Consider the following 23,198-nt stretch of genomic DNA (forward strand, 5'->3'; position numbering starts at 1 on the left):
ATTCAGGAAGCTGAGCCACCGGTCGATACGAGTAGGCAGCGCCGGGAGCAGCGACGCGCGATGTCGCGCACCGTGTATCGCTATTCGCCGCCCTCTCCCGTTTGGACAGTCCATATGACGTGGTTTCTCGATCGCAGCATCGGTGTCAAGCTTCTCCTTGCCTTCCTTGTCGCGGCTACGATTGCCGCTGCCACCGGCCTGGTCAGCATCCTGACCCTTCGGAGCATGGCCAGTGCCGATGAGGTGCTGTACCACCGGATGACGGTGCCCTTGGCAGAGATCGGACGGGCGACCAAACAGTTTCAGCGGATTCAGGTAAATATCCGCGACGCGATCTTCAATTCCCCCACGCCGGCGAAGTTCGCCGAAAGGCAGGCGACGCTTTCGGCATTGAGCGCGGATCTCGACACCACACTGTCGACGTTCGCGACCACGATCGTTAGCGACGAGATGCGGGAACGATACCAACGGTTGGTCACGGCACGCCGAGCCTTTGTGCCCATTCGCGACGGCGTGATGAACTTGGCCCGCACGGGGCAGCACGAATTGGCGGTCGCGGCACTCAACGGCGCCGTCTTCGACAAATTGAAGGACGTCGAAGTCTCGCTCGACGCCATTCAGGAGGCGAAAGTCGCCGACGCCAAGACGCTCGCTGACGCCAACGTCGCGGCCTCCAACCGTTCCGCCATCGTCGTGACCTCACTCGTGGCACTGACCGTGTTGTTCGGCGTGGTCGCGGGTATTGTGCTCGCGCGCCTGATCGGACGACCGCTCAAGGACATGGCGGAAGAAGCCGGTCGCATTGCACTCGGTGACCTGCAGGTTCGCGAACGACTCACGCAGAAGGACGAGACCGGCATGCTCTCGGTCGCTTTCGGAGACATGGTGGCGTCGCAGCGGGCGTTCGCTGCCTCCGCTGCCCGCATTGCGAAGGGTGATCTGGATGTCGAGGTGACGGCGCGAAGTGACCGCGACGACCTTGGGCACGCCTTCGTGCTGCTTCGGACCACGCTGCAGGCGGTCATCGACGAGACGACGCGACTGGCCACGTCGGCGACCGCTGGGCAGCTGTCCACTCGAGGCAACGCGGAGCAGTTCGACGGTGGATTTCGTCAGGTGGTTTCGGGCATCAACTCGACCCTCGACGCGGTGGTGCTGCCGATTCAAGAAGCGTCTGGTGTTTTGCAGCGGTTGGCCCAGCGCGATCTCACGGTGATGGTGCAGGGCGCCTACCAAGGCGACCATGCGCAGATCAAGGATGCGCTCAACGGGGCGATTCTCTCCCTGCGAGACGCGCTCGGTGGCGTCGTAAGTTCAACGTCGCAGATCGCGAGCGCAGCGGACCAGATCGCCACCACGAGTCAGTCATTGGCGCAGGGATCGAGCGAACAGGCGGCCTCGCTTGAAGAGACGTCAGCGAGCTTGGAAGCGCTGGGTGGCGCGACCCAGCGCAACGCGGCCGATGCGAAGTCGGCGCGTGACATGGCCGGTCGGGCGCGTGACGCGATGATGATCGGTGTGGGCGAAATGCAGGAGCTCAGTCGCGCGGTGCAGGAGATCAGCACGTCATCCGCGAAGACAGCGCAGATCGTCAAGACGATCGACATGATCTCGTTCCAGACGAATCTGCTGGCACTCAATGCCGCCGTAGAGGCGGCGCGGGCCGGTGACGCGGGCAAGGGATTCGCGGTGGTGGCTGAAGAGGTCCGCGCCCTGGCGCTGCGGTCGGCGGAAGCGGCGCGTCAGACGTCGGAACTGATCGAGCAGTCGGTGACTCGGGCAAATCGCGGCGCCGAGATCACGCGGCAAGTGGAAGCGCGAATGGCCGAAATCGACAAGCACGTGGCGGGCGTACACGAGAGCGTCGGTAGCATCGTGACCGCCTCCGAAGGTCAGCGCCAAGGTGTGAGCGAGGTCAATGTCGCGATGCAGCAGATGAACCAGGTCACGCAGTCGGTCGCGGCGAGTGCGGAAGAATCCTCGAGCGCCTCAGAGGAGCTCGCTGGTCAGTCACAGATGCTCGCCAATTTGGTGAGCGAGTTCAAGCTGGATGCTGAACCCTTACGCCGCCGCAAGGCGGCGTAAGGGGGACACCCCGAACCGTGTCACGCGTGAACTAGAACGCGACGATATCGACGTACGCCTTCCGGAACGTTTCGACCTGCGGCAGGGTCGCGTCTTCAAGCGACGGCGCGTAGCCTACGAACACATCGGCACTGGCAATGCGCTTCACCGGCGCATCGAGCCACGCGAAGCACTCGTCCGCAATCTTGGCGGCGATCTCCGCCCCGTAGCCCCACGAAAGTGAATCCTCGGTGGCCACGATCACGCGGCTGGTCTTCTTGACACTGTTGAACACTGTTTCCTGATCCCACGGTGAGAGCGTGCGAAGGTCGATGACCTCGACGCTCGGTCCCCCTTCTTCGGCGATCTGATTGGCCGCCACGAGGGCACGCTGGACGGTGGCGCCGTAGGTCACGAGCGTGACGTCGGTGCCTTCGCGCAGCACGTTCGCCTTGCCGAACGGAATCATGAAGTTCGGACCGGGGTAGCGGCCCTTGTTGTACGTCTGGCGGTACAGGTGCTTGTGCTCGAGGAACAGCACCGGATCTTCGCAGCGAATGGCGGTGCGGAGCAAGCCGTTCGCGTCGAGCGCGTTGCTCGGGCACACCACGCGCAGACCCGGAGTGTGCGTGAACAACGACGCCCCCGTCTGCGAGTGATAAATGCCGCCGCGGATGTAGCCACCGTACGTCGTGCGGATGACGACCGGCGCGCTGAACGCGTTGTTCGAACGCCAGCGCATGACCGCGAGTTCGTCGCGGATCTGCATGAAGGCGGGCCAGATGTAGTCGAAGAATTGAATTTCGACGACCGGCTTGTACCCGCGGTGGGCGAGGCCGATGGCGCGTCCGATGATGTTCGCTTCGGCCAGCGGTGAGTTGTACACCCGTCCACCGCCGAATTTGGTTTGCAGGCCGTGTGTCACCTTGAACACGCCGCCCTTCCCCTTGACCTTGCCTAAATGCTCCTCGCGCGACACGTCGGCCACGTCTTCGCCGAACACGAGGATGCGCTCGTCACGCGCCATTTCATCGCGCATGCAGGCGTTGAGCAGATCCACCATGGTGGTCGGCTCACCGGTAAACTGCGGATCGTCTTCGGTATCGAACTGTTCGGCCGTCGGGTCGACATCGGGCGAGTACACGCCGAAGCTGACCGTGTCGGCGCCGGGCTGCGGCTGCTCGAGCGCGTCGTCGGTGGCCGCGAGAATCTCGGCGTCCACCGTGTCACGTAACGCCTGCAGCTCGTCGTCCGTGGCGAGTCCTTCGGCGATCAGATACCGCGGGAACGTCGTGAGAGGGTCACGCGCGGCATCGGCTTCACGCTCTTCTTGGGGACGATAAAACACCTCGTCGTCGGACAGCGAGTGCGAGTACGGGCGGATCACCTTTGCGTGCACAAAGGCCGGTCCCTGGCGCTCTCGGGCGTAGGCGACGGCGCGGTCGAGGGCGGCGTACGACGCCAGGAAGTCACAGCCGTCGACTTCTTCGATGTAGAGCCCCGGGAACGACGCCACGAGCTTGGAGATCGAGCCGCCCGCCGTGTTCACTTCGACGGGTACCGAGATCGCGTAGCCGTTGTCTTCTACGAGGTAGACGATCGGCAGCTTGAGATTGCACGCGGTGTTCAGGGACTCCCAGAACTCACCCTCGCTGGTCGTGCCGTCGCCCGTGGTCACCAGCGTCACGTCATCACCGGGGAAGCCGTCAGTGAGGCTGCTCTGACGCGCACGCAGCGTGGACTCGGCGTTGCCGACGGCCTGCAGGAACTGCGTTCCCGTGGGCGACGACACCGACACGATGTTGAGATCCTTCTGCCCCCAGTGACTCGGCATCTGCCGGCCGCCGGAGTTCGGATCGATCGCGGCGCCGACGGCACTGTACAGCATTTCGGCCGGTGTCATGCCGAGCTGCAGGCAGAGCGCTCGATCACGATAGTACAAATAGAACCAGTCGTACGACGGACGTAACACCATGCCGGCCGCCGCGAGAACGGCCTCGTGACCCGCGCCGGAGATCTGAAAAAAAATCTTGTTCTGGCGCTTCAGTTGAATCTCTTTGTCGTCTAGCCGGCGCGACGTGTACATCACGCGGTAGGCGTTCACCATCTGCTCACGCGTAAGCGCAGGCTCGGCGGCGGCTCCCTTGCGGGGGCGGCTCGGGCGGGTCGAAGTGGCCATCGAAGTGATCTGGAGGGCTGGAGACAAACAACCCCTAAACTTAGCGCCGGGCGCGAGCGGAAGGGACTTTCGGCGGCCGGGATCAGGCGGTGCTTGCCGAGCGTTGGTTTCCGGGACAGGTTGGCATCACGGTCTTTTCTCTCTTGTGAACTCCCATGCATGCACCCACTGCTCCCATGACGCCGTCCAGCGGCCACTGCATCTTCTGCGATCTGATTCGCGGCGCCGCCGAGGTGTCGATCTGCTACGAAGATTCGGTCGCGATCGCCTTTCTCGATATTCAGCCGGTCAACCCCGGTCACGTGCTGGTCGTCCCTCGCGAGCACTACGAAGTGCTACAGGACATCCCGAAAGACGTGGGTGCCCATCTGTATCAAGTGGCGACGAAGTTGATCCCGAGGGTGCAGACCGCGTCGGGGGCGAGCGATATGAACATCGTCGTGAACTCGGGCGCCGCCGCCGGCCAGAACGTGATGCACTATCACATTCACCTGATCCCGCGTCGGGAAGGCGACGGGTTCGATGTGCCCTTACCGTTCCCGGGCTCCCTGATGCCGAACCGGCAGCAGCTCGATGGCATGGCGGCCCGGATCGGCAGCATGCTACGAGACCCGCTCACGAATAGCGGAATGAAGGGGTAGGCGGGAGACCATGTAACGGTCCTGCTCTTGTCTTGACGGGAGCAGGAACGTGATCGTATTGTCGCGAGGTACGAAAGATCGAAGCAGCGGTCGCGTCAGTGTTGGTGTGCGTGTCCACCCGGTTTTCCAGGAGGATGATGCGTTCCATTCGCGGTAGTTCCTGCCCGTGCCGTACGGCCCACCGGTCGGCACAATCCCGGCCCTCGTCGCGCCGGCTCCTTCGCATCGACCGTTCTGAACGCCCCGTCGTGAGGCTCACCGCCTCCGCCGGGGCGTCGTCATGTCGCTCGTCACTTCGGCCACACGTGGCGGCCCATGTGGCGGCGAAACAGGCCAGGCGTCGCACCGCCCTGCGCGAGTGCGGCCAACGCTGCGTGTACTGCGCGGTGCGTCTCGATCATCGCAGCGCCACCCTCGATCATGTCGTGCCGTTAGCCCGCGGCGGGGCGCACGATCCGGGCAATCTGGTCACGGCCTGTGGTCCCTGTAATCGCCTCAAGTGCGACATGCTTCCGTTCGATTTCTTCGAGCGACATCCATGGGCCGGTTCGAACTTCGTGCGCTACGCACGCTCGGTGCATCGGGCACTCAAGCGTGGCGCACGCCGCGCCGTGAGTTTGGCGTTTGCCCGGGACGACGCGATGGCTGCCTAGCGACTCGCGCTGGCGACGCGGGCATGCGACCATTCCGTATGCTTCGTTCCCTGGCGCTGAGCGCCTTCCTGTTCGCGTGCGTGCGCGCGGTATCGGCGCAGGTGACGCCAACGTCACCGTTGCCACTGATGCCGTCGGATTCGGTGTTGCGCCTGGCGGTCGATCCGGCGCGCGTGAAGGGGCAGCCATTCGTGGTGCTGCTGCAGGAGTCGAGCGTTCGCGTGGACGCCGACGGACGATGGGTCCACCGGAACCGGCGGGCGGTGCAGGTGATCGACGAGAGCGCCGCCCGCGGCATGGCCGAGCAGGCGTTTGCGTTTGCGTCCACGCATCAGACGCTCACAATCGAATGGGTGCGCGTGCTGCGAACCACGGGGGTCGTCATCGGCGATAAACCGGCCCAGATGCAGGATGCCGACGTGCCGGCCGCGATGGCGAATCCGATCTATCAGGATCAGCGCGTACGTCGTCTCTCGCTGGCGGGTGTGACAGCCGGTACGGTGGTGGATATTGCCTGGTCCGTAAAGGAGTCGGCTCCGCCGCGCCCAGGTGACTTTCTCTTTCGCGCGGGATTGAACGGTCCCGTCACGATCCGGCGGTCGCTGATCGAAGTCGACGTTCCCGATGGGTACGCGCCCACGATCGTGGAGCGCAATCTGACCGTGCAGCGCCGCGACGACATTGCCAATGGACGCCGTCGATACGTCTGGACCTCGAACGATCAGCCAGGTATTCGCGGGGAGCCGTTCGCTGCCGATTCCAATGGCGTCGTGCAAACGATCACCGTCGGACCGCGCGGTACCTGGACCGACATCGCGAGCTGGTATCACGGGCTCTCCAAGGACCGGTACGCGTTGAGTGCAACGGCCGCCGCGCGTATGGATTCCATCGTGCGCGCCAGCGGTGCGCGGACCACGCGCGACACCATCCGTGCGGTGCATCGCTTCGTGGCGCAGGACATCCGGTATCTTTCCGTGGCACTCGGCATGGGCAGCTATCAACCCCGCACCCCCGACGACGTGCTCGCCACATCGCTCGGCGACTGTAAGGACAAGGCCACGCTGTTCGTGGCGGCATTGCGCCGGTATCGCATCGCGGCAAATCCGGTGTTGCTGTCCCTCTCGCAACGTCCCGATCCCAATCTGCCGTCACTGCTGCAGTTCAATCACGCCATCGCCGCCGTGCGCGACGGCGCCGGTTGGAGCTTCACCGATCTGACCGCCGAGTCGATTCCCTATGGAGAGTTACCCGACGCGTATCAGGGTAGCTTCGCGATCATCATCGCTGATAATGGCACGGCGCTGCCTGTCACGCTGCCGGTGCGGCCCACCGAGCGGAACGTGGCCACGTTGCACCTCACGATGCAGATCAGCGCGGACGGTCGCGCGGTGGGACAGGCGGTTGAGCGGGCGGACGGGTCACCGACGTATGGCCTGCGCATGGGGCTGAGCACACCGCTCGACTCAACGCGGCGCGCGGCGTTCTCCCGGTCGCTGATGCAACGCATCTTTGGCGCCGAAGGCGCCGGGAGCTCGCGCGTCGATTCGCTCGTGGTCTTCAACGGTCGCGACTTCAGCGCCACGCCGCAGATCACGTACACGGTGTCATCCAACGAGCTGATCCGCACCATTGGCACCACGAAAGTGCTGGCGGTGCCATCAGTGGTGCGCGGGCCGGCGCGGAGCTTTCGCGCCGCGCTCGGCGAGCTGGAGAGTCGCGGCTCACGCCAGCTACCTCTAGACGCGAGCCGGATTCTTGCACCGCTCACCAACGTGACGGAGTGGATCGTAACGCTGCCGCCGGGCTGGACCGTTGATCTTCCGGCGAATGTGGCGGCAACGAGCTTCTTCGGCAGTTACAGTTCCTCGTGGACACAGAACGGGCGCGAGTTACGTGTGGTGCGCAGATTGCAGGGACAGCGGGGAATATTCGGCCCCGAGCGCATCGCCGAGGTGTTGGTATGGCTGCGCACGGTCGGGGCCGATGATCAGGACTTCTTGACGGTGAAGCTGACTACGGCGCCGTAATCGCGGAGCGAACGACATGCGTTGGACCCCAGGTGGACGGAGCGACAATCTCGAGGATCGTCGTGGTGCGAGTGGCGGCGGTGGGTTTCGCGGCGGCGGTGGCGGCATGAAGCTCGGCCTCGGCGGCACCGTCGTGTTGCTGGTGCTCAGCCTCATCTTCAAGCGTGACCTGCTGACCGAGTTCAGCGGCGGCGGCGTACCGAGCGGTCAGCCGGCCTCGGCGGCGCAGGAAGCGCCGCTGGCCGACGCGAACGAAGAAAAGATGGTGCAGTTCGTGTCGTTCGTGCTCGACACGGCGCAGGCTTCGTGGCATCAACTCATTCCGCAGTATCGCGACGCGCGGCTGGTGCTCTTCCGCGAGGGTGTGCAGTCGGCCTGCGGACCCGCCAGCGCGGCCTCGGGGCCGTTCTATTGCCCTGGTGATCAGCGGGTGTACGTCGATCTCTCCTTCTTCGATCAGCTGGAGCGACAGTTTGCGGCGCCCGGTGATTTCGCGCAGGCCTACGTACTGGCGCACGAGATCGGTCATCACGTCCAGAACCTGCTCGGCACCGAACGCGAAATGCGCAACGCGGTGCAACGCAATCCAGCGGCCGGCAATCAGTTGTCCGTCGCGATGGAGCTGCAGGCCGACTGCTACGCCGGGGTTTGGGGCTACACGGCCGCGCGCGCTGGCATTCTGCAGGCGGGCGATCTTGATGAGGGGCTCTCGGCCGCCGCCGCGGTCGGCGATGATCGCCTCCAGAAAATGTCGACGGGGAGTGTGAACCGTGAGTCGTTCACCCACGGGTCGTCAGCAGATCGACGGGCGTGGTTCCGAAAAGGGTTTGAATCGGGCGATCCGCGGGTCTGCGACACGTTCGGTCGAGGGCGCTGAGTGGGGCTGGCCCACGATGGATACGCACCGCGCGTCGGTGTGCTGGAAGAGCAAACGTGGCCCGCGATGCGCGAGGGCGCGTGGCCGGTGGCACTGCTCCCGTTCGGCGCCACGGAGCCGCACAACATGCATCTGCCGTACGGTACCGACACGATCCTGGGGCGTGAAGTGGCGGCGCGCGTGGCCGCGTCGTGTGCCACACAGGGCGTGATGGTGGCAGCGCTCCCAGCGGTGCCGTTCGGTGTGAATACCACACAGCTCGATTTGCCGTTCACGATCAACCTGATGCCGAGCACGCAGCTGGCGGTGCTGCGTGATGTGGTGCGCAGTCTCGAGCCGCATGGTGTGCGCGCGCTCGTGTTACTGAATGCCCACGGTGGCAATGAACTGCGGGCGCTGGTGCGTGAGCTGCAGCCCAGCACGTCGATGGTGCTCACGATCGTGAACTGGTGGCAGGCCGCCGATCAAGACGTGTTCAGCGTGGCGGGTGATCACGCCGGCGAACTCGAGACCGCGGCCATCATGCACGTGGCGCCGCATTTGGTGGTGCCCGATCGCAGTACGTGGGGCGAAGGAAACGCCAAGCCGAGTGTGTTCGACGGCGTGCGCAGCGGATGGGCGTGGATGCCGCGCCGCTGGACCCAGGTGACGGTGGACACGGGGGTGGGCAATCCGCGTGCGGCAACCGCGGAAAAGGGTGAGGCGTTTGTGGCGCAGGCGGTGGAGCGGATTGCGGCGTTCTGCGTGCATCTGGCGGGTGTTGATGCGAACGCGATGTGGGCGGAGCGTTAAGCTGGGGAGGTGTACTCTCCACCTACGGTGATCACTCGGGATTCTACGGGGCGCGGCGGCATCTGACGAACTGCCCTACCGCAGATTGGCACGGCGGTTCGCCGATCAACTACAACATCGACAACAGCGTGCTCACGCTGCGCGTTGAGTTGCCGTTGTGTGAGTAGGGTCCGTGTCGTTGTTTGCGGCCATCCGCGGTATAGCAGTTCGTCTCGAACGACCGAAGGGTCTACCGTCCGAAGTACCGTTGCGCTCGAGTGATCGCCGTCGTTGATAACTCAGGCGCGACCGATCCGCCATCAGCGTCCGCCACTGACCGCCCTCTCGGTCACGGAAGCTGACATTCCAGTCGGACCGTACCGAGGCGGGATGGCGTCCTAGATTGGACCGCGCTTAGGACGACGACAACATGAGCGTGGTCAGGGATCGACTACGCTGCGCGCCCAGGCAGGTTTGCCAGTCACGGTCGGCCATTCGACTGCTCGCGTCAGCGGTGCAGGTCGACGGTCTGCGCCGCCATGTTACCGTCGCCGAAGTACAGCGAATGCCGCTTCTCGCCCGGCATCGACAACAGCACAACGATGTTCGCTTGATTCGGAAACAGCTCGGCGAGCAGCGCGTTGCGGATCGAAAGAATCGTTGGTGCGCGGCCCGCAGCAAACTGCAACAGGTACCAGTGCACGGTGCCGCCGACAAGATCCTTGTCTACGCCCTGCTGCACGAGCGACGCCTTGAGTACGCGGCCATCGGCCGACACGCTCACCTTGGCGTTGAAGTAGGCAGTGAACAGCGAGTCGGCCTTGGCGTCGCGGTCCAGCTCGAAGGTGGGGCGACGCGCATAGGCCCGCAGCCCCTTCTCCAAGTCATCACTGAACAGTCGCACCGTCCACATCACCGCGTCATGCTCGACCACGGCGCGCGTGTGCGTGCTGTGCACATCGTGGATTACGCGAGCCGCTACGTTACTGCTGCCGAGGTACACCGCGGCCAGCGCCAGCGTTGCCAGTTTCATGTGGTGGTCCTCGTGTTCGGCCGATAGGTAACCCGACGTCTCGCAAGCGCGAGCGTACTCTACAGCATTTTCTCCTGGGCGGGGTCAGCGAGCGGCGCCGACGCCGCGGAATCGCCCAGAGCCCGCGTGATGATCCGGACGAGCCGATATCGGTACGCCGATGCATCCGCCGGTGGCCGGGACACCGCGGTACGCTCCACCTCGAGTCGGAAGCGCACGCCATCTTCGTGCGTGAATCCATCGATCACACCGTAGAAGTTGCTCCACGTGCTGTCGCCCTGCCACCGCACCACGAGACATTGCTGCACGGCTTCCCCGACGCAGCGTCGCCGCTCGGCGGCAACATCCAAGGTGAACAGCTGCGCCGCCTGCGGCCAGCTCGCCGCGCAAGCGGTGACAACGGCCGGAACCCCGGCCAGCACAAACATGCGAAAATGCAGACCAGGCATGGTGCAACTCCGGAATGGCGTGAGGGCGATAACCCGGATGGGCCAGACGAAGCACCCGCGTCGCCTGGCCCATCCGATACTGACTGTCACCGCACGGCTACGGAAGAATGATCACCGAGTCGGTACCGCGGAAGTTGGTGCAACCGTCGCTGAGGAACCCGCGCAGCACGAGCTGCGTCGTGCCTATCACGATATCGCCATTCGCGGCAAGTGCTGGCGCCTCGAACATCACGATGAGGTCCGTACGCCCGTCGCCGTTCACATCTTCAAACTTGGCGTGATAGGTGCCCTTGTTCTGCTTCGCGACGGGGGTATCGGCCCCGACTTCGTTGCCAAGCGTGATCTTGGAAGGATCAGCGTTTGTGGCGTTGAATGTGGGGGTGCTGAGGATCGCGACCGCAACCAATCCACCCTTGCCGATGTTTATCGGATTGGGCGTCTTCGTGGGGGTGATGTCAATCGTCACGGCGAAGTATGTCACCGCGAGCGTCATAAGGTCTGAGCCGCTGCCGTTATCCTTGTCCTTCACCGCCAGATTGACCTGATAGTTGCCTGCCGCACACGCTCTGGTCATGGCGCTGATCACGCCGACACCTTGTGTATTGGTGGAGCCAGTCGAGTTACTGCCGAAGCCCCAGTTTACCGTCCACGCCCACGGATAATCGATAACGCCGGCGTCGGTGAAGCCACCGATGAGCGTGTAATTGGACCCGGACACCACGGTGCCGTCGACACCCGCATTGACTACCGGCACCACATTCGCAATCGTCATGGCCACGTCGTCGCTGCCTTCACCACCGTCGTCATCAGAGACCGTTACGGTGATGATGTAGTTGCCATTGTCGATGTACGTGTGCGCCAGCGTGAACGTCTTGCCGGTGAGGGTCAACGCCTGTTCACCCGAGCCGTCACCGTAGTCTACGGTGGCCGTCCACGTGTCTGTCCCGGCGTCGGTGAACGAGCCGTACTGTGTGAACTGTTGCCCTTCGTTCCGGGCGCCGTTCGCTCCAGCATTCACCACCGGCGGGGCATTCAGCACGGTGAGTGATGTCGTGGCGTCGTCGGTGAGCGTCCCATCGCTCACCACGAGCGTAACTGTGTAGTTGCCGTCGTCGGCGTAGCTATGGCTGGGCTGCGCAGCCGTGCACTTGGCCGGCTTCGGTACAATGGCACAGCTGCCGTCGCCGAAGTTCCAGTCGTACGTGAGCACGAGATCGTCCGGATCGCTGGATCCGGTGCCATCGAACGCCACCGAGACACCTTCGGTGTACGGCGGAGCGGAGACATCGAGATCAGCCGTCGGCGCCGCGTTGTTGGCCCCGTACAGAAAAGTGATGGTCGCGATGTCGGTCGGGCCGAGCGCGGCGCGCTGTCCCATGAGATTGTCCCGCCCGCGCGATGATGTCAATGTTTGAATGGTCGGGTCGACGGCAAAGCCGAACGGAGAGTAGTGCATCATCGAACCTTCATCGTAGTCGCCATGATCGCTCGCATCGTCGCACTGCTTGTCGAAATTGTGTGCCTTGCCCGACTCGACATTGCTCAAGTTTACCGTGACGAAACCATCGCGATCACACCGGGTGTGTTCATGGTACAGCCCGAGCGCATGAAGAATTTCGTGCGCCGCGTTTCCGGTGCTGCAGTCCGTGTCGAGGTTGATTGCCTGCTCGCCACCAACCATACCGATCGACGATGAACACCCCGTGGAAGGCTGGAAACGGATGTAGTTCGCCTCGTTCGTGCGCACCACAAACGTGACGCCGGCGGTGGCCTGATCCACCATCGCAATGGCATCGGTCACGCGCACCGTATTCGTCAGGCTGGCATCAATGACGTACGGCACCACACCGCCTGGCCAGCGGAAGCCATCGCCGTCGATGTATACCGCCTTGCGCACGCCACTGGCCGTCGCGGGAGATAGCTTCGCCGCCGAGGCCGCGATGTCCCGCGCCCGCCCGAGAATGATGTCGCCCTGCCAAACCGCGAGCTCACCCTGAACTTCATAGGTGATACGCTTGGGCGAGCCATCACGCCCGAACACATAGCCCGTGCGTCTCTCACCACGCTCGGCGTAGCCTTCACCGTGCGGAATGCGGTTGTCCCGCGCTGCCGTGCCGTCGATTCCGGCTGGCACCGCTACGGGCGTGTCTTGGCAACCAGCCAACAGCCATGCCACCGTCAAGGCGCCAACGGCGCGCCACGATCTCCTCTGCATTGTGTGCTCCCATGAACAGGTCGACTGCTACGCTGCGGGTGTGACTGGTCATGGCGGAAAGCGAACGCCAAAGCGGACATTCGTCGGATGGTGCGCCACGGGTTGCCGTCGGGCGATCGAACGTTGAGAACGTGTGAGCGGGTATTGCGATCAGCGCGCAAGTCGAGTCATTTGGGCGAAATGGCATGCGACAGCTTTTCAGCGGCGCGTTGGCAAGCGACCTGTTATGCATGGTCTCGCTACGTGCTGCGCGCGTCGCTTCTCATTGCAATCACTTCACGTCAGGGGGCGGCACAAGACCGCGTGGCGCCGCCGGGTCCGCTGGATTCGGCGTCGCTCAACAGTGTGCTGACAATGGCCGATCTCGCTTTCTCTGACGATCCGGCGAAAGCGGTGCGAATGTTTGCTGAACTGTTGCAGCGCCGACGCGATATGCCAGCTGACAAGTTCAGGCAGATCATCTACCTACATGCGGCGGCCGTGGGAGACATTCCGGCCTCGCTCGCGGCATATCGTGACATGACGAAGGCGCGTGGCGGACGCGACTATTTCGTGGGGATGGTCCGGTTATTGGTGGCGGCGGGCGAATATTCCGAGGCGCTCGATTCGGTGGCGCACTGGAAGACCGGACTCGCTGAGCCGGCGCGGCCGTTCCGCGAGGAGATCGTGGCCACCGTCGCGCAGCTACGCGGAGACGGAACTGCGATGCTGCGCGCCAGCCGCGCCATGCGCCGGTACCCCGGATGGGAGCGGCATCATCTTGCCGTGCTGCTCGAGATCGGCGGGCGGGTACAGACCGGTACCACGGCCGGGCTGGCATCACGTGTAGACTCGTTGCTGGCCAGTGAACCGCGAGGTTTTCGCATCGATCCGGTTTCGGTGTATGCCTCGGCCGGTGACCTGCTGCAGCGCCATGGGCACGCTGCGCTGGCCCGCACGGCGTGGACCCGTGCACTCGTCAAACTCGACTCCACCGCGCCACGAGCAGCGCTGCGCGGTCCTGCCGGAGCCGACTCGGTGCGTCTCAGTCGAGGCCGACTGCTGCTGTCGCTGGGGCGCAAGGCGGAGGCCCGTGATCTGCTGGTGACGCCGGCGCTGCGGACGGATCGCCGCGAGATGCTTCGGCAGGGGTGGCTGGGTGTAGCGTCTGTTCGCCTCGGGGATCGAGCGGCGGCGCAACGTATTGAACGTGTCCTGGCCGCAGACACGGTCGCCGCGCTCCGATCCGGCCGCGTGATGGCGCGCGCGATAATTGCCGAGGCACTTGGCAACCCGTCACGTGCGGCCTCGCTGGTGCTTGCCGAGTCGACATTCGTGGACCGTCGCACAATGCCTGGCAGCTGGTTGCTGCGTGCAGCGCAGTCGGACGCACGTTTGGTGCGGTGGCTCAGTGGTCACTGAGGCGTGGGCGAGCCGACCCACCGGTTGCCATAGGCTGTCAGGACGCGTCAATTTTCCGTTCCCCCTTGTTGGAGACATGGCGTATTCTCTCGCGTGAACCGGACACCAACCCGCGGCCCCCGCGGTCGATCCACGCGCTGGCGGAGAGCTGCTACGGTGATTTGCGTGACATCGCACACCGTGAGCGCCGGCGCGACGCGGAGTTGGCGACACTCGACACGGCGGCGCTTGTTCACGAAGCGTTTCTGCGCTTGATCACGCAGCGGCAGCTGGCCGAGTCTGATCGTCCCCATTTTTTGGCCGCCGCCGCCGTGACCATGCGCCGTGTGTTGATCGATCATGTACGCGAGCTCCGCGCGGAGAAGCGTGGTGGCGGCGTGCGTCCCACCACACTTGATGGACCGATTGGCGTGGTGGAGTTACGCGACGACATGTTGCTGGCGCTCGATGAAGCGCTGGAGCGACTGGGGAGCGTCGATCCGCGCCTGGTGCGCGTGGTGGAATGCCGCTACTTCTGCGGTATGTCGGAGGAGGACACCGCCACGGCGCTCGGTGTCACGGCACGGACGGTGCGACGAGACTGGGTGAAGGCGCGCGGCTGGCTGTACGCGGCACTGGCGACCTAGTGAGCGGCCAATGAGCAACATGCGCTGGGATCGCGTGGCACCGATCGTAGATGCGGCACTTGATACGCCGCCGGAGGCTCGGCAGGCGCTGATCGACGAGCTGGCCGTCGGCGACCTGGCTGTGCGTGATGCGGCGCAGCGTTGGCTGGCCGGCTGCGATCACGTGCAGGGATTTCTTGATGCGCCGGTGACGGGGTCGCGGATCGGGCCTTGGCGGGTGGTGCGCGAACTTGGACGCGGCGGCATGGGTGTGGTCTATCTGGTGGAACACACCGACGCCGAAATGCCGATGCGCGCAGCGCTCAAACGACAGCGTGACACCGTGGCGCTTGACGGACACGGCGTGCGACGGTTTCGCGAGGAACGCCGGATTCTCGCGCGACTCGAGCATCCGGGCATCGCGCGGCTGTTGGACGGTGGGGTCTCGAAAGACGGGATGCCGTGGTTTGCCATGGAGTATGTAAACGGCGTGCCAGTGGATCAGTGGTGCGCCGCGCAGCTGTTGCCGGTGCCGCAACGGCTGCGTCTGATTATTCGCATCTGCGACGCTGTGCAGCACGCCCATCAGCGCCTAGTCGTGCATCGCGACATTAAGCCGTCCAACGTGCTGGTCGATGCGAACGGTACTCCGCGGCTGGTGGATTTCGGCATCGCGAAGCTGGTCGCAACCGACAGCGCCGAGGGGGCGCCGCTTACGTATACGGGTGGCGCGCCGATGTCACTGCCGTTTGCGGCCCCGGAACAACTGCGCGATGAGCCGGTCAGTACTGCCACCGATGTTTACGGGTTGGGCGTACTCCTGCATCTGCTGCTTACGGGAGCGCTGCCGTTTGGCGATGGTCGCGACGGGCGCACCGCGCTCGAGTTACGGATTCTGGCAGGACTCAGCGAGCGGCCGTCGCTGCATGTGCGTCGCCGCTCGCTTACTGTGGCTGGCCTCAGTAGCAGTCGACTGGCGCGTGTGCTGCACGGCGATCTCGATGTGATCGTGGAACGCACGATGCACCGCGATGCGGCCCGCCGGTATGAGTCGGCGGCGGCGCTTGCGGGTGATCTGCAGGCCGTGCTCGACGGGCGACCAATTCATGCCCGGCGCGACAGCGCCGTATATCGGGCCCGCAAGTTTATCGCGCGGCATCCTGTGGGCATGGGCGCGTCGGCACTGGCCGTCGTGGCGCTGATCGGCTTTTCCGCAGTGACCCGACAGCAGGCCCTTCGCATCACGCTGGAACGCGAGAACGCCGAACAGGTCTCGGAGTTTCTAGCCCAGACATTGGCCGCGACGGATTCGCATAAACGAGGCCCGGTTCCGCCCACCCTGCGCGAGGTGCTGGATCGAGGGGCGCAGCGCGCCGAGACCACGCTGGTAGCGCGACCGGAGATCCGCGGCCATCTGCTCGCGCTGATCGCGCCAGCCTACCATGCGTTGGGCGAATGGCAGCGCGAACACGAACTGTTGGTCCAGGCGGCGGCGCTGCAGCACGCGTCGCTGGACGCCGACGATCCGCGACGCGCGCTGGTGCTGCACCAACTGGCACAGCTCGAGATGTACATCGGCACTCCCGAAGCCGCCGTCCGTTATGCGCACGAGGCGATCACCATTCTCGAGCGATCGGGCAGCTATCGCGGGCTGAGCGTCGTAGGTGTACGAAGGCTGCTCGACGTAGCCACGTTGCGCACTGGGCAGCTTCCGCCGGCACCTGTACCGAGCCGGCCAGCGCGGCCGTAATGGTTCGCAGTACAGTCGGCGTCATCGCGAGATTCGCGGCCTGGGCAGGGTATACCTCGTTCGAGGCATGAGCCGGCGACCGCCCGCCGTTTGGCTCCATCATCGCTCAGGGATGGTCCTGCACGTAGCGCCACGGGAAGCGATGTAGGTGCGTCGACCGGCAGTGCGCGAGCAAAGGTGACGACGCGATGACCTTGCTGTTCTGCTCGGCGTTCCGCCACGGCCGCTCGGCGGGGCGGCAGGCGGCACCACGAATGCGGCCGGAAAATGGTGGACAGCGATTCGCCTGCGACCGACGATGAAGTCGGTGGTCAACTCCAAGCGCCAAGGCGCTGGACCAACAGCAAGAGCGCGAGACCACCGGTCACGCCCACGCATAGTTGTACCCACCGGCGACGCTGGAGGACCGCTGGCACGAGTACCGCTCCGACCGCGAGCACCATGGAGAGAATCAGGAGCTGACCGATCTCGAGCCCGACGTTGAACGCCAGCAGCGGCAACGCAATGCTCTCCTCGGTCCCCAGCAAGGCGCGCAGGTACGTCGAAAAGCCGAGACCGTGAATGAGTCCGAACAGCAGCGCCACGCCATAGCGCTGCAAGGTGACGGGATTCTCCGGTCGCTGCGGCGTGGCCGACGTGTACGCATCGAGCGCCATGAACAGGATCGTGGCCGGAATCAGTGGTTCCACCAACTGCGACGGCACCGACACCAATTGCAGCGTGGCGAGGGCTAAGGTGATGCTATGGCCGAACGTGAACGCCGTGACCAGAATGGCGAGCCGTCGCCAATCCCGGATACGGAACGGGATGGCAAGTGCGGCCACGAACAGGATGTGATCGTAGCCAGCCAGATCGGCGATATGCCGACAGCCGAGTTCGGCGTAAATGCGAAAGTCGTCGAACATCGATTACGCGAAGGTCATCGATCGCGCGGACGCGATCAATAGTCCACCGGTCGTAAATACGATTCGCCGATCCCCGAATGACTGACCAACGCGGTTGCAGGCGGACGGCGCTTCCAGTGTGTGCCGTTGAGGCGTCGTGACACGAGCGTGAGTTCGTCGGACTGGAACCCGCGCGAGCGCAGCGCCTCGTGTGAGAAGCCGTGCAGCATGCCATTCAGGATGTCGTCCGCGCGTGCATAGCTGATACCGAGATCGCCTTCGTCGGTCTGTCCGGCGATGAGATCGGCCGTGGCCGGCTTCGTGATGATGATGTCGGGGACGCCCAGATGGCGGGCGAGCGCCCACACTTGTGTCTTGTAGAGATCACCGATCGGATTGATCGGCGGCGAATCATCGGCGTGCCACGTGAAGTAGCCGAACAGTCGTTCTGTTTTATTGCCGGTGCCGAGCGGGAGCGCGCGATAGCGGGCGGAGAGATCGAACAGCGCGATCATTCGCGTGCGCGACGTGATGTTGCCCCGACGCGAGGCGTCGGCGTCGGGTTCGGCGGTGAGATAACCGTCAACCGCAGGACTGATGTCTACTGTGCGCGATTCGATACCGAGGGCGTCGATGACGAGCTGGGCGTGGTCGAGTGACTCCGCGCTCGAGGTGCGGTAGGGCAGGCGAATGCCGATCACGTTCTCGCGTCCAAGGGCGCGCACAGCGAGAAATGCGGTCACGGCCGAGTCCACGCCGCCCGAGAGGCCGATCACCGCTTTGCCGAAGCCGCGTCGCGTGAGCTCTTCGCGCAGGAATCCGGTGAGCCATTCTTCCGTCATGTCGGCGTCGATCGCCAACGGCGGCGGACCACCGTGGTCGCGCATTTCGTGTCGGATCACCGGCAGCGATTCCGGAATCGCCCGCACGATCGAGTTGGCACGCTGCAGCGCCTCGGTGGGGATCGCGAATTCGCCGGTGGTGAACCCACCGGCCCCTCGCAGCAAGTCGGCGGCCGCCGGTTCTGGCCCGTCGTATGACAAGGGCACCGGCGTGCCGTCCTGCACGCGCCGGATATTGTCGATCACATGTGGTAACGCCACACGCAGATCACTCAGCAGTGGACCATCGGCGCGCGCGCGGACGAGGTCGTCGAGGTCGAGGGTGATGGACACGAACGACTCGTCCCACACCGGCGCGCGGCCCCGCACGTCGCCACCGGGACCAACCAGATGCGACGTGCCGAAGAAGCGCTTGCCACCTTCGGTACCGACCAGATTCACAAAGCTGGTGTACACGCCCTGTTCTTCCGCGATGTCGCGAATGAGGCGCTCCCAGCGGGCGGCACTGTATGGCCCGGCCACGCCGTCGTCACGGGGCCAGATGCCACGGGCAGGGGCGGCCGACGACACGAACACCACCTGCGCACCATCCAGGGCGGCGATCGTGCCGCTGATCGAATGCCAGGCATCTTCGCACACCAGAATGGCGGCCCGGCCCCACGGCGTTTCGAAGGCCCGAATGTCAGTGCCGCGCTCCACGAAGCGTTCTTCGTCGAAGAGGCCGTAGGTGGGCAGGTAATTCTTGCGGTGCACGTGCCGGATCACCGGCGGGCCGTCGTCGAGGCCGATGGTGAGATACGCCGCGCTGTTGTGCAGTGTATCGCGCCAGCGCTCGTAGAAGCCGATTACGATATCGATCGCCACGCAGTCGATCCCGGCGGCCGCGCAGGCCGACCGGTAGGTGTCGTCAACATCGTAGGCCAGCGCGCCGGCCGTGCAGGCCACCTCGCGGACGCCGCCTTCCACGAAATAGCCGGAGAGCGCGGTTTCCGGGAACTGCACGACCTGCGGGCGCGGGTCGAGCGTGGAGGCTTGCGCGCACAACCGCCCGATACGGGCAAGGTTGGCGGCGACGTCGCCCTTGCGGGGGGCGAACTGGCATAGGGCCAGCGTTAGCGGACGAATCGGATCACCAGGCATGCCTGTAAAATAGATGACGGGGCACGGATCGCCTAAAGTCGAGCGCGCCGCTCGATCGATCCCGCGCCACGCCGCCTCGTTACAGATACAGTCACGGTTCAGCTTGACGCTTCGCTCCATTATCTGCATCGTGATCTTGAACAAAAAACTCCGCACGGCAAACATGTGAAATTCGATGACTCTTTCGGCTCGGCGATTTCTCGGCTTTGCGTCCGTGATCACCATGCTTGGCGTCATCATTGTACCGACGGGCGCGATTCTCGCAACGCCGTGGAGGCTGAGGTGCGATGGCGCCTTGGTTCACGCTGGCAGGCGGCGGCCACGGCTGGCGCGACGAAACATTCGTATGCGCGCTTCGACTATGTGGTGGCGTTACGCACGCGCATCGAGGCCGTCACGCCGTTCGCCGGTGGTGAGATCGCTCGGAGCTTCGGCCAAAGCGCGGCCGGAAATGCGCGATCCAATGGCGTGGCGGTCGGTAGTTCATGGACGGCGGTGTCACCCGAGAGGACCGTACCCTCGGTGAGCAACCAAGGCGCGAGTTATCGTCGACTGATCGCCCCGATGCTGGCCTATGATGCGGCAGATTCCCGCGCGGTAGCGGTATGGGCGACTGTGCGAGTCCAGCGAGGGGCGACGCCATTCTGGCTGTCGGTCCGTATGGAGCAAACGCGGGCGCAGTCGCTGGTGCCATCCCGCTTGCCGCCGACTGGGGAGCGAACCTCGTGGAGCCTGACGCTCGGCGTGCGGCCGTAGCGCTCCTCGGTGCGCGGTCGGCACCGGTGTGAGCCGGTAGCACGGCGGGTGAACCGGCCCGCGCGATTCGTGTACAATTCCGCCATGCGATCATCGACCGCCCCACACGAGCGTTCCCGCACGTCATTCGTATCGCCGAGCTGGTTGTCGTTGGCCCTGGTATTCCTGCCTGGGGCTATCGCCGCGCAGGCAGCCCCCGCCTCCACCGGCGAGGCGTGGCAGATCATTGCGCCTGCCCAGGCCACGCTCGTACTGGCGAGGGACGGGTCCCTCATCGGAGAGCTGGGCCGGGAGCGCCGTATCAACATCGCGCTGCGCTCGCTGCCCAAGTACGTCGGCAACGCCTTCGTCGCCGTGGAAGACAAGCGCTTCTATCAGCACGACGGCGTTGATCTGATGGGCGTCGCTGGCGCCATCAAGGACGCCGTCACCAAGGGCAACCTGCGCGGCGCCAGCACGATCACGCAGCTGTTGGTCGGCAACATGCACCCCGACCTCATCGATCGCCGGGATGTGTCGCCCGGACGCAAGTTGCGCGAGCAGCAAGCGGCGCGTGAAATGGAACGCCACTACAACAAAGAGCAGATCCTCGAGGCGTTCCTCAATCAGATCTCCTTCGGTCGCGGCGCGTACGGCATCGAGATGGCGGCGCGTCAGTTCTTTGGCAAAGGCGCGGCCGAGCTCACGCTGGCCGAGGCCGCCTCGCTGGCCTCCATGCCGAAGAGCCCGGTACAGTACGATCCGGCGCGCTATCCCGATCGCAATCGCACGCGCCGCAACACGGTGCTCGCGCTCATGGCAGAGCAGGGATACCTCACCGCCGCGCAGTCAGCGACCGCGCAACGTGAACTCGTTCGTACCGTGACCACGACGCGGTCACCGGCGCCGTGGGTGGTCGATGTGGTGCGGGTGCAGGCCGAGCGCGCGGGTATCATGGTGATGCAGGGTGGGTACCGCATTCACACCACCATCGACGTCGCGCTACAGCGGGCAACGCAACAAGCGCTCAGCAGCGGGATCGACGAGATCGAAACACGTCCGGGCTTTCGTGGACAGCGCTGCGCCCGCGTGGCGGGAGATACGGCCATCGCCGCGAAGACGGCGAAGGTCGCGGCCTGCTTGGAAGGCGCGGCGGTAGTACTCGATCCCACCACCGGCGATGTGCGGGCGCTCGTGGGCGGCCGTGACTACGCGCGATCGTCGTTCAATCGCGCCGTGGACGGCAATCGGCAGCCCGGCTCGAGCTTCAAAGCGTTCGTCTACGCTCAGGCGATCGCGGAGGGGCTCACGGCCAACGCTATGGTGGCCGATACCGCGCTGCGTATTCGGCTCGACAACGGGCAATTCTACAGCCCCGACAACGCCGACAACGCGTTCCTCGGCGCGATCACGCTGCGCGAGGCGCTCACGAAGTCACGGAATCCGGTGGCGGTGCAGCTGGCGCTGGCCGTCGGGATGGATTCGGTGATTGGCCTCGCGCGCCGTGCGGGTCTTCGCGCGCCTATCGCGCCATATCCCTCGAGTGCGCTGGGCGCGAGCGTGGTGCAGCCGCTCGATTTCGTGGCGGCGTACGCGACGTTCGACAACGGCGGTGTGGCGGTCGAGCCGCGATTCATTCTACGCGTTGAGGACCGCACAGGCCGTACGGTGTTCACGCCGCAGTTCGCACCACCGCGATCGGCCATGGATCCGCGGGTGGCCTTCATCATGCGGGACATGCTACAGGACGTGGTCACCCGCGGCACCGCCACGGCGCTCCGCAAATTTGTGCCGTCGCGCATCCCCGTGGCGGGCAAGACGGGTACCACGAACGACAATACCGATGTCTGGTTCGTGGGGATGACGCCCGAGCTGGTCACGGGCGTCTGGATCGGTTTCGACAAGCCCGCCATGATTTCACCGGGGGCGGTGGGTGGCACCCTCGCGGCGCCAATCGCGGGGCAAATCATCGCCGCCGCGTATGGCAGTCGCACCAGCGGAGCCTGGACTCCGCCGCCTGGGCTCGTGCCGGTGGAGCTCGATCGGGCCAGCGGTCGGCCATCGGACACCACGACGCCCAGTGAACGGCGGTACATCGAATGGTTCATGGCGGGCACGGAACCAGGCGCACCGGTCTGGCCGTGGAGCTTGTTCCGGTTGGGACCAATCGGGTACTGAGCTTTGCGGTGCGCTCGGCGTGGTCCGTAATGCTACGGAGGGGTGAACCACGTATTCACCCCAATGGAATGCCGTGGTGCGCGCGTCGACTATTCGTTGTATGACGCCCTCCGATATTCTCCCGTTCCGTCGCCCGTCGAGTGCACACGAACACGCGCACGAACAGCCCCGCGCCGGCGGCGGCACCGGTATCGTGATGATGAATCTCGGGGGGCCGGCCACACTCGATGAAGTGGAGCCATTCCTGCTCCGGCTGTTTGCCGACAAGGAAATCATTCAGCTGCCCTGGCAGAGTGTGCTGGGCAAGTTCATCGCGACGCGACGAGCGCCGAAGGTGCGCAAGCTGTATGATGGGATCGGGGGCGGATCGCCGATTCTGACGTGGACGAAGGCGCAGGGCGAGGCCATGTGCGCGCGGCTCGACGAGATGTCTCCCGACACGGCGCCGCACAAGTTCTATGTTTCCTTCCGCTATGCGCCGCCGTTCGCGGATGATGCCCTGCAGGCGATGAAGGCCGACGGCATCACGCGCGCCGTGGCGTTCACCCAGTACCCGCAGTGGTCGTGCTCGACCACCGGCTCGAGCTTGAACGACCTCTGGCGTGCACTCGATCGTACCGGCTTGCAGGATGCCTTTACCTGGAGCATCATCGATCGGTGGGGAGAGCACGATGGCTTCGTGCGCTCCATGGCCAGCGCCATCGATGACGGCCTCGAACAGTATCCGGAGCAGGAGCGGGACGACGTGCTGGTG

General features: G+C 64.7%; 18 protein-coding genes and 1 pseudogene. 12 read left to right on the forward strand and 7 right to left on the reverse strand.

Annotated elements, in window-relative coordinates:
* Window positions 1-114: 114 nt before the first annotated feature.
* Complete coding sequence (locus ACLL97_RS08675) at window positions 115-2,085, forward strand: methyl-accepting chemotaxis protein (protein WP_411280075.1); 1,971 nt, start codon at window positions 115-117, stop codon at window positions 2,083-2,085.
* Between the two features lie 31 nt (window positions 2,086-2,116).
* On the opposite strand, the gene ACLL97_RS08680 is transcribed toward ACLL97_RS08675, so the two are convergent.
* Window positions 2,117-4,243: a thiamine pyrophosphate-dependent enzyme gene (locus ACLL97_RS08680; RefSeq protein WP_411280076.1), complete on the reverse strand. Its 2,127-nt coding sequence runs from the start codon at window positions 4,241-4,243 to the stop codon at window positions 2,117-2,119.
* A gap of 176 nt (window positions 4,244-4,419) precedes the next feature.
* On the opposite strand from ACLL97_RS08680, the gene ACLL97_RS08685 reads away from it, so the two are divergent.
* From ACLL97_RS08685 to ACLL97_RS08705, 5 genes are all read left to right on the forward strand, one after another.
* Window positions 4,420-4,884 carry an HIT family protein gene (locus ACLL97_RS08685; RefSeq protein WP_411280077.1) on the forward strand — a complete coding sequence of 155 codons (465 nt, stop codon included), beginning with the start codon at window positions 4,420-4,422 and terminating at the stop codon, window positions 4,882-4,884.
* Window positions 4,885-5,189: 305 nt separating this feature from the next.
* Window positions 5,190-5,537, forward strand: coding sequence for an HNH endonuclease (locus ACLL97_RS08690; RefSeq protein WP_411280078.1), 348 nt, complete (start codon window positions 5,190-5,192; stop codon window positions 5,535-5,537).
* Window positions 5,538-5,575: 38 nt separating this feature from the next.
* On the forward strand, window positions 5,576-7,564 hold the full coding sequence (locus ACLL97_RS08695) for a DUF3857 domain-containing transglutaminase family protein (protein WP_411280079.1): 1,989 nt from the start codon (window positions 5,576-5,578) through the stop codon (window positions 7,562-7,564).
* 16 nt (window positions 7,565-7,580) lie between these two features.
* On the forward strand, window positions 7,581-8,441 hold the full coding sequence (locus ACLL97_RS08700; RefSeq protein WP_411280080.1) for a neutral zinc metallopeptidase: 861 nt from the start codon (window positions 7,581-7,583) through the stop codon (window positions 8,439-8,441).
* Window positions 8,442-9,233, forward strand: a complete 792-nt coding sequence (locus tag ACLL97_RS08705; protein ID WP_411280081.1) for a creatininase family protein — start codon at window positions 8,442-8,444, stop codon at window positions 9,231-9,233. It abuts the gene before it with no gap.
* A 487-nt stretch (window positions 9,234-9,720) separates the two neighbouring features.
* Here the strand turns inward: ACLL97_RS08705 and ACLL97_RS08710 are convergent, their stop codons facing one another.
* From ACLL97_RS08710 to ACLL97_RS08720, 3 genes are all read right to left on the reverse strand, one after another.
* Complete coding sequence (locus tag ACLL97_RS08710) at window positions 9,721-10,245, reverse strand: DUF6702 family protein (protein ID WP_411280082.1); 525 nt, start codon at window positions 10,243-10,245, stop codon at window positions 9,721-9,723.
* A gap of 59 nt (window positions 10,246-10,304) precedes the next feature.
* Complete coding sequence (locus tag ACLL97_RS08715; protein ID WP_411280083.1) at window positions 10,305-10,694, reverse strand: DUF4377 domain-containing protein; 390 nt, start codon at window positions 10,692-10,694, stop codon at window positions 10,305-10,307.
* 97 nt (window positions 10,695-10,791) lie between these two features.
* A complete protein-coding gene (locus tag ACLL97_RS08720; RefSeq protein WP_411280084.1) occupies window positions 10,792-12,909 on the reverse strand; it encodes a M12 family metallopeptidase in 2,118 nt (705 codons plus the stop codon).
* 354 nt (window positions 12,910-13,263) lie between these two features.
* Here ACLL97_RS08720 and ACLL97_RS08725 point away from each other — a divergent pair, with 354 nt between their 5' ends.
* From ACLL97_RS08725 to ACLL97_RS08735, 3 genes are all read left to right on the forward strand, one after another.
* Complete coding sequence (locus tag ACLL97_RS08725; protein ID WP_411280085.1) at window positions 13,264-14,310, forward strand: hypothetical protein; 1,047 nt, start codon at window positions 13,264-13,266, stop codon at window positions 14,308-14,310.
* A 65-nt stretch (window positions 14,311-14,375) separates the two neighbouring features.
* Window positions 14,376-14,936 (forward strand): ECF-type sigma factor, encoded by a 561-nt coding sequence (locus ACLL97_RS08730; protein ID WP_411280086.1) that lies wholly within the window; start codon window positions 14,376-14,378, stop codon window positions 14,934-14,936.
* A gap of 10 nt (window positions 14,937-14,946) precedes the next feature.
* The gene (locus ACLL97_RS08735) at window positions 14,947-16,665 is read left to right on the forward strand and encodes a serine/threonine protein kinase (protein WP_411280087.1); all 1,719 of its coding nucleotides are present in this window, start codon (window positions 14,947-14,949) and stop codon (window positions 16,663-16,665) included.
* Between the two features lie 311 nt (window positions 16,666-16,976).
* Here the strand turns inward: ACLL97_RS08735 and ACLL97_RS08740 are convergent, their stop codons facing one another.
* The 3 genes and pseudogenes from ACLL97_RS08740 to ACLL97_RS08750 form a co-directional block, all read right to left on the reverse strand.
* Window positions 16,977-17,570: a HupE/UreJ family protein gene (locus ACLL97_RS08740; RefSeq protein ID WP_411280088.1), complete on the reverse strand. Its 594-nt coding sequence runs from the start codon at window positions 17,568-17,570 to the stop codon at window positions 16,977-16,979.
* Between the two features lie 35 nt (window positions 17,571-17,605).
* A complete protein-coding gene (locus ACLL97_RS08745; RefSeq protein ID WP_411280092.1) occupies window positions 17,606-18,436 on the reverse strand; it encodes an NAD+ synthase in 831 nt (276 codons plus the stop codon).
* A gap of 258 nt (window positions 18,437-18,694) precedes the next feature.
* Window positions 18,695-19,771: pseudogene (locus ACLL97_RS08750) on the reverse strand (nitrilase-related carbon-nitrogen hydrolase); the annotation flags it as partial.
* A 42-nt stretch (window positions 19,772-19,813) separates the two neighbouring features.
* Between ACLL97_RS08750 and ACLL97_RS08755 the strand changes: the two are divergent.
* From ACLL97_RS08755 to hemH, 3 genes are all read left to right on the forward strand, one after another.
* Window positions 19,814-20,287, forward strand: coding sequence for a hypothetical protein (locus tag ACLL97_RS08755; RefSeq protein ID WP_411280089.1), 474 nt, complete (start codon window positions 19,814-19,816; stop codon window positions 20,285-20,287).
* 84 nt (window positions 20,288-20,371) lie between these two features.
* Window positions 20,372-22,444: a penicillin-binding protein 1A gene (locus tag ACLL97_RS08760; protein ID WP_411280090.1), complete on the forward strand. Its 2,073-nt coding sequence runs from the start codon at window positions 20,372-20,374 to the stop codon at window positions 22,442-22,444.
* A 100-nt stretch (window positions 22,445-22,544) separates the two neighbouring features.
* The coding region (gene hemH / locus ACLL97_RS08765) for a ferrochelatase (RefSeq protein WP_411280091.1) at window positions 22,545-23,198 on the forward strand (654 nt) is incomplete at its 3' end.

This window comes from Gemmatimonas sp. (assembly GCF_046594945.1).
Classification (GTDB): Bacteria; Gemmatimonadota; Gemmatimonadetes; order Gemmatimonadales; family Gemmatimonadaceae; genus Gemmatimonas.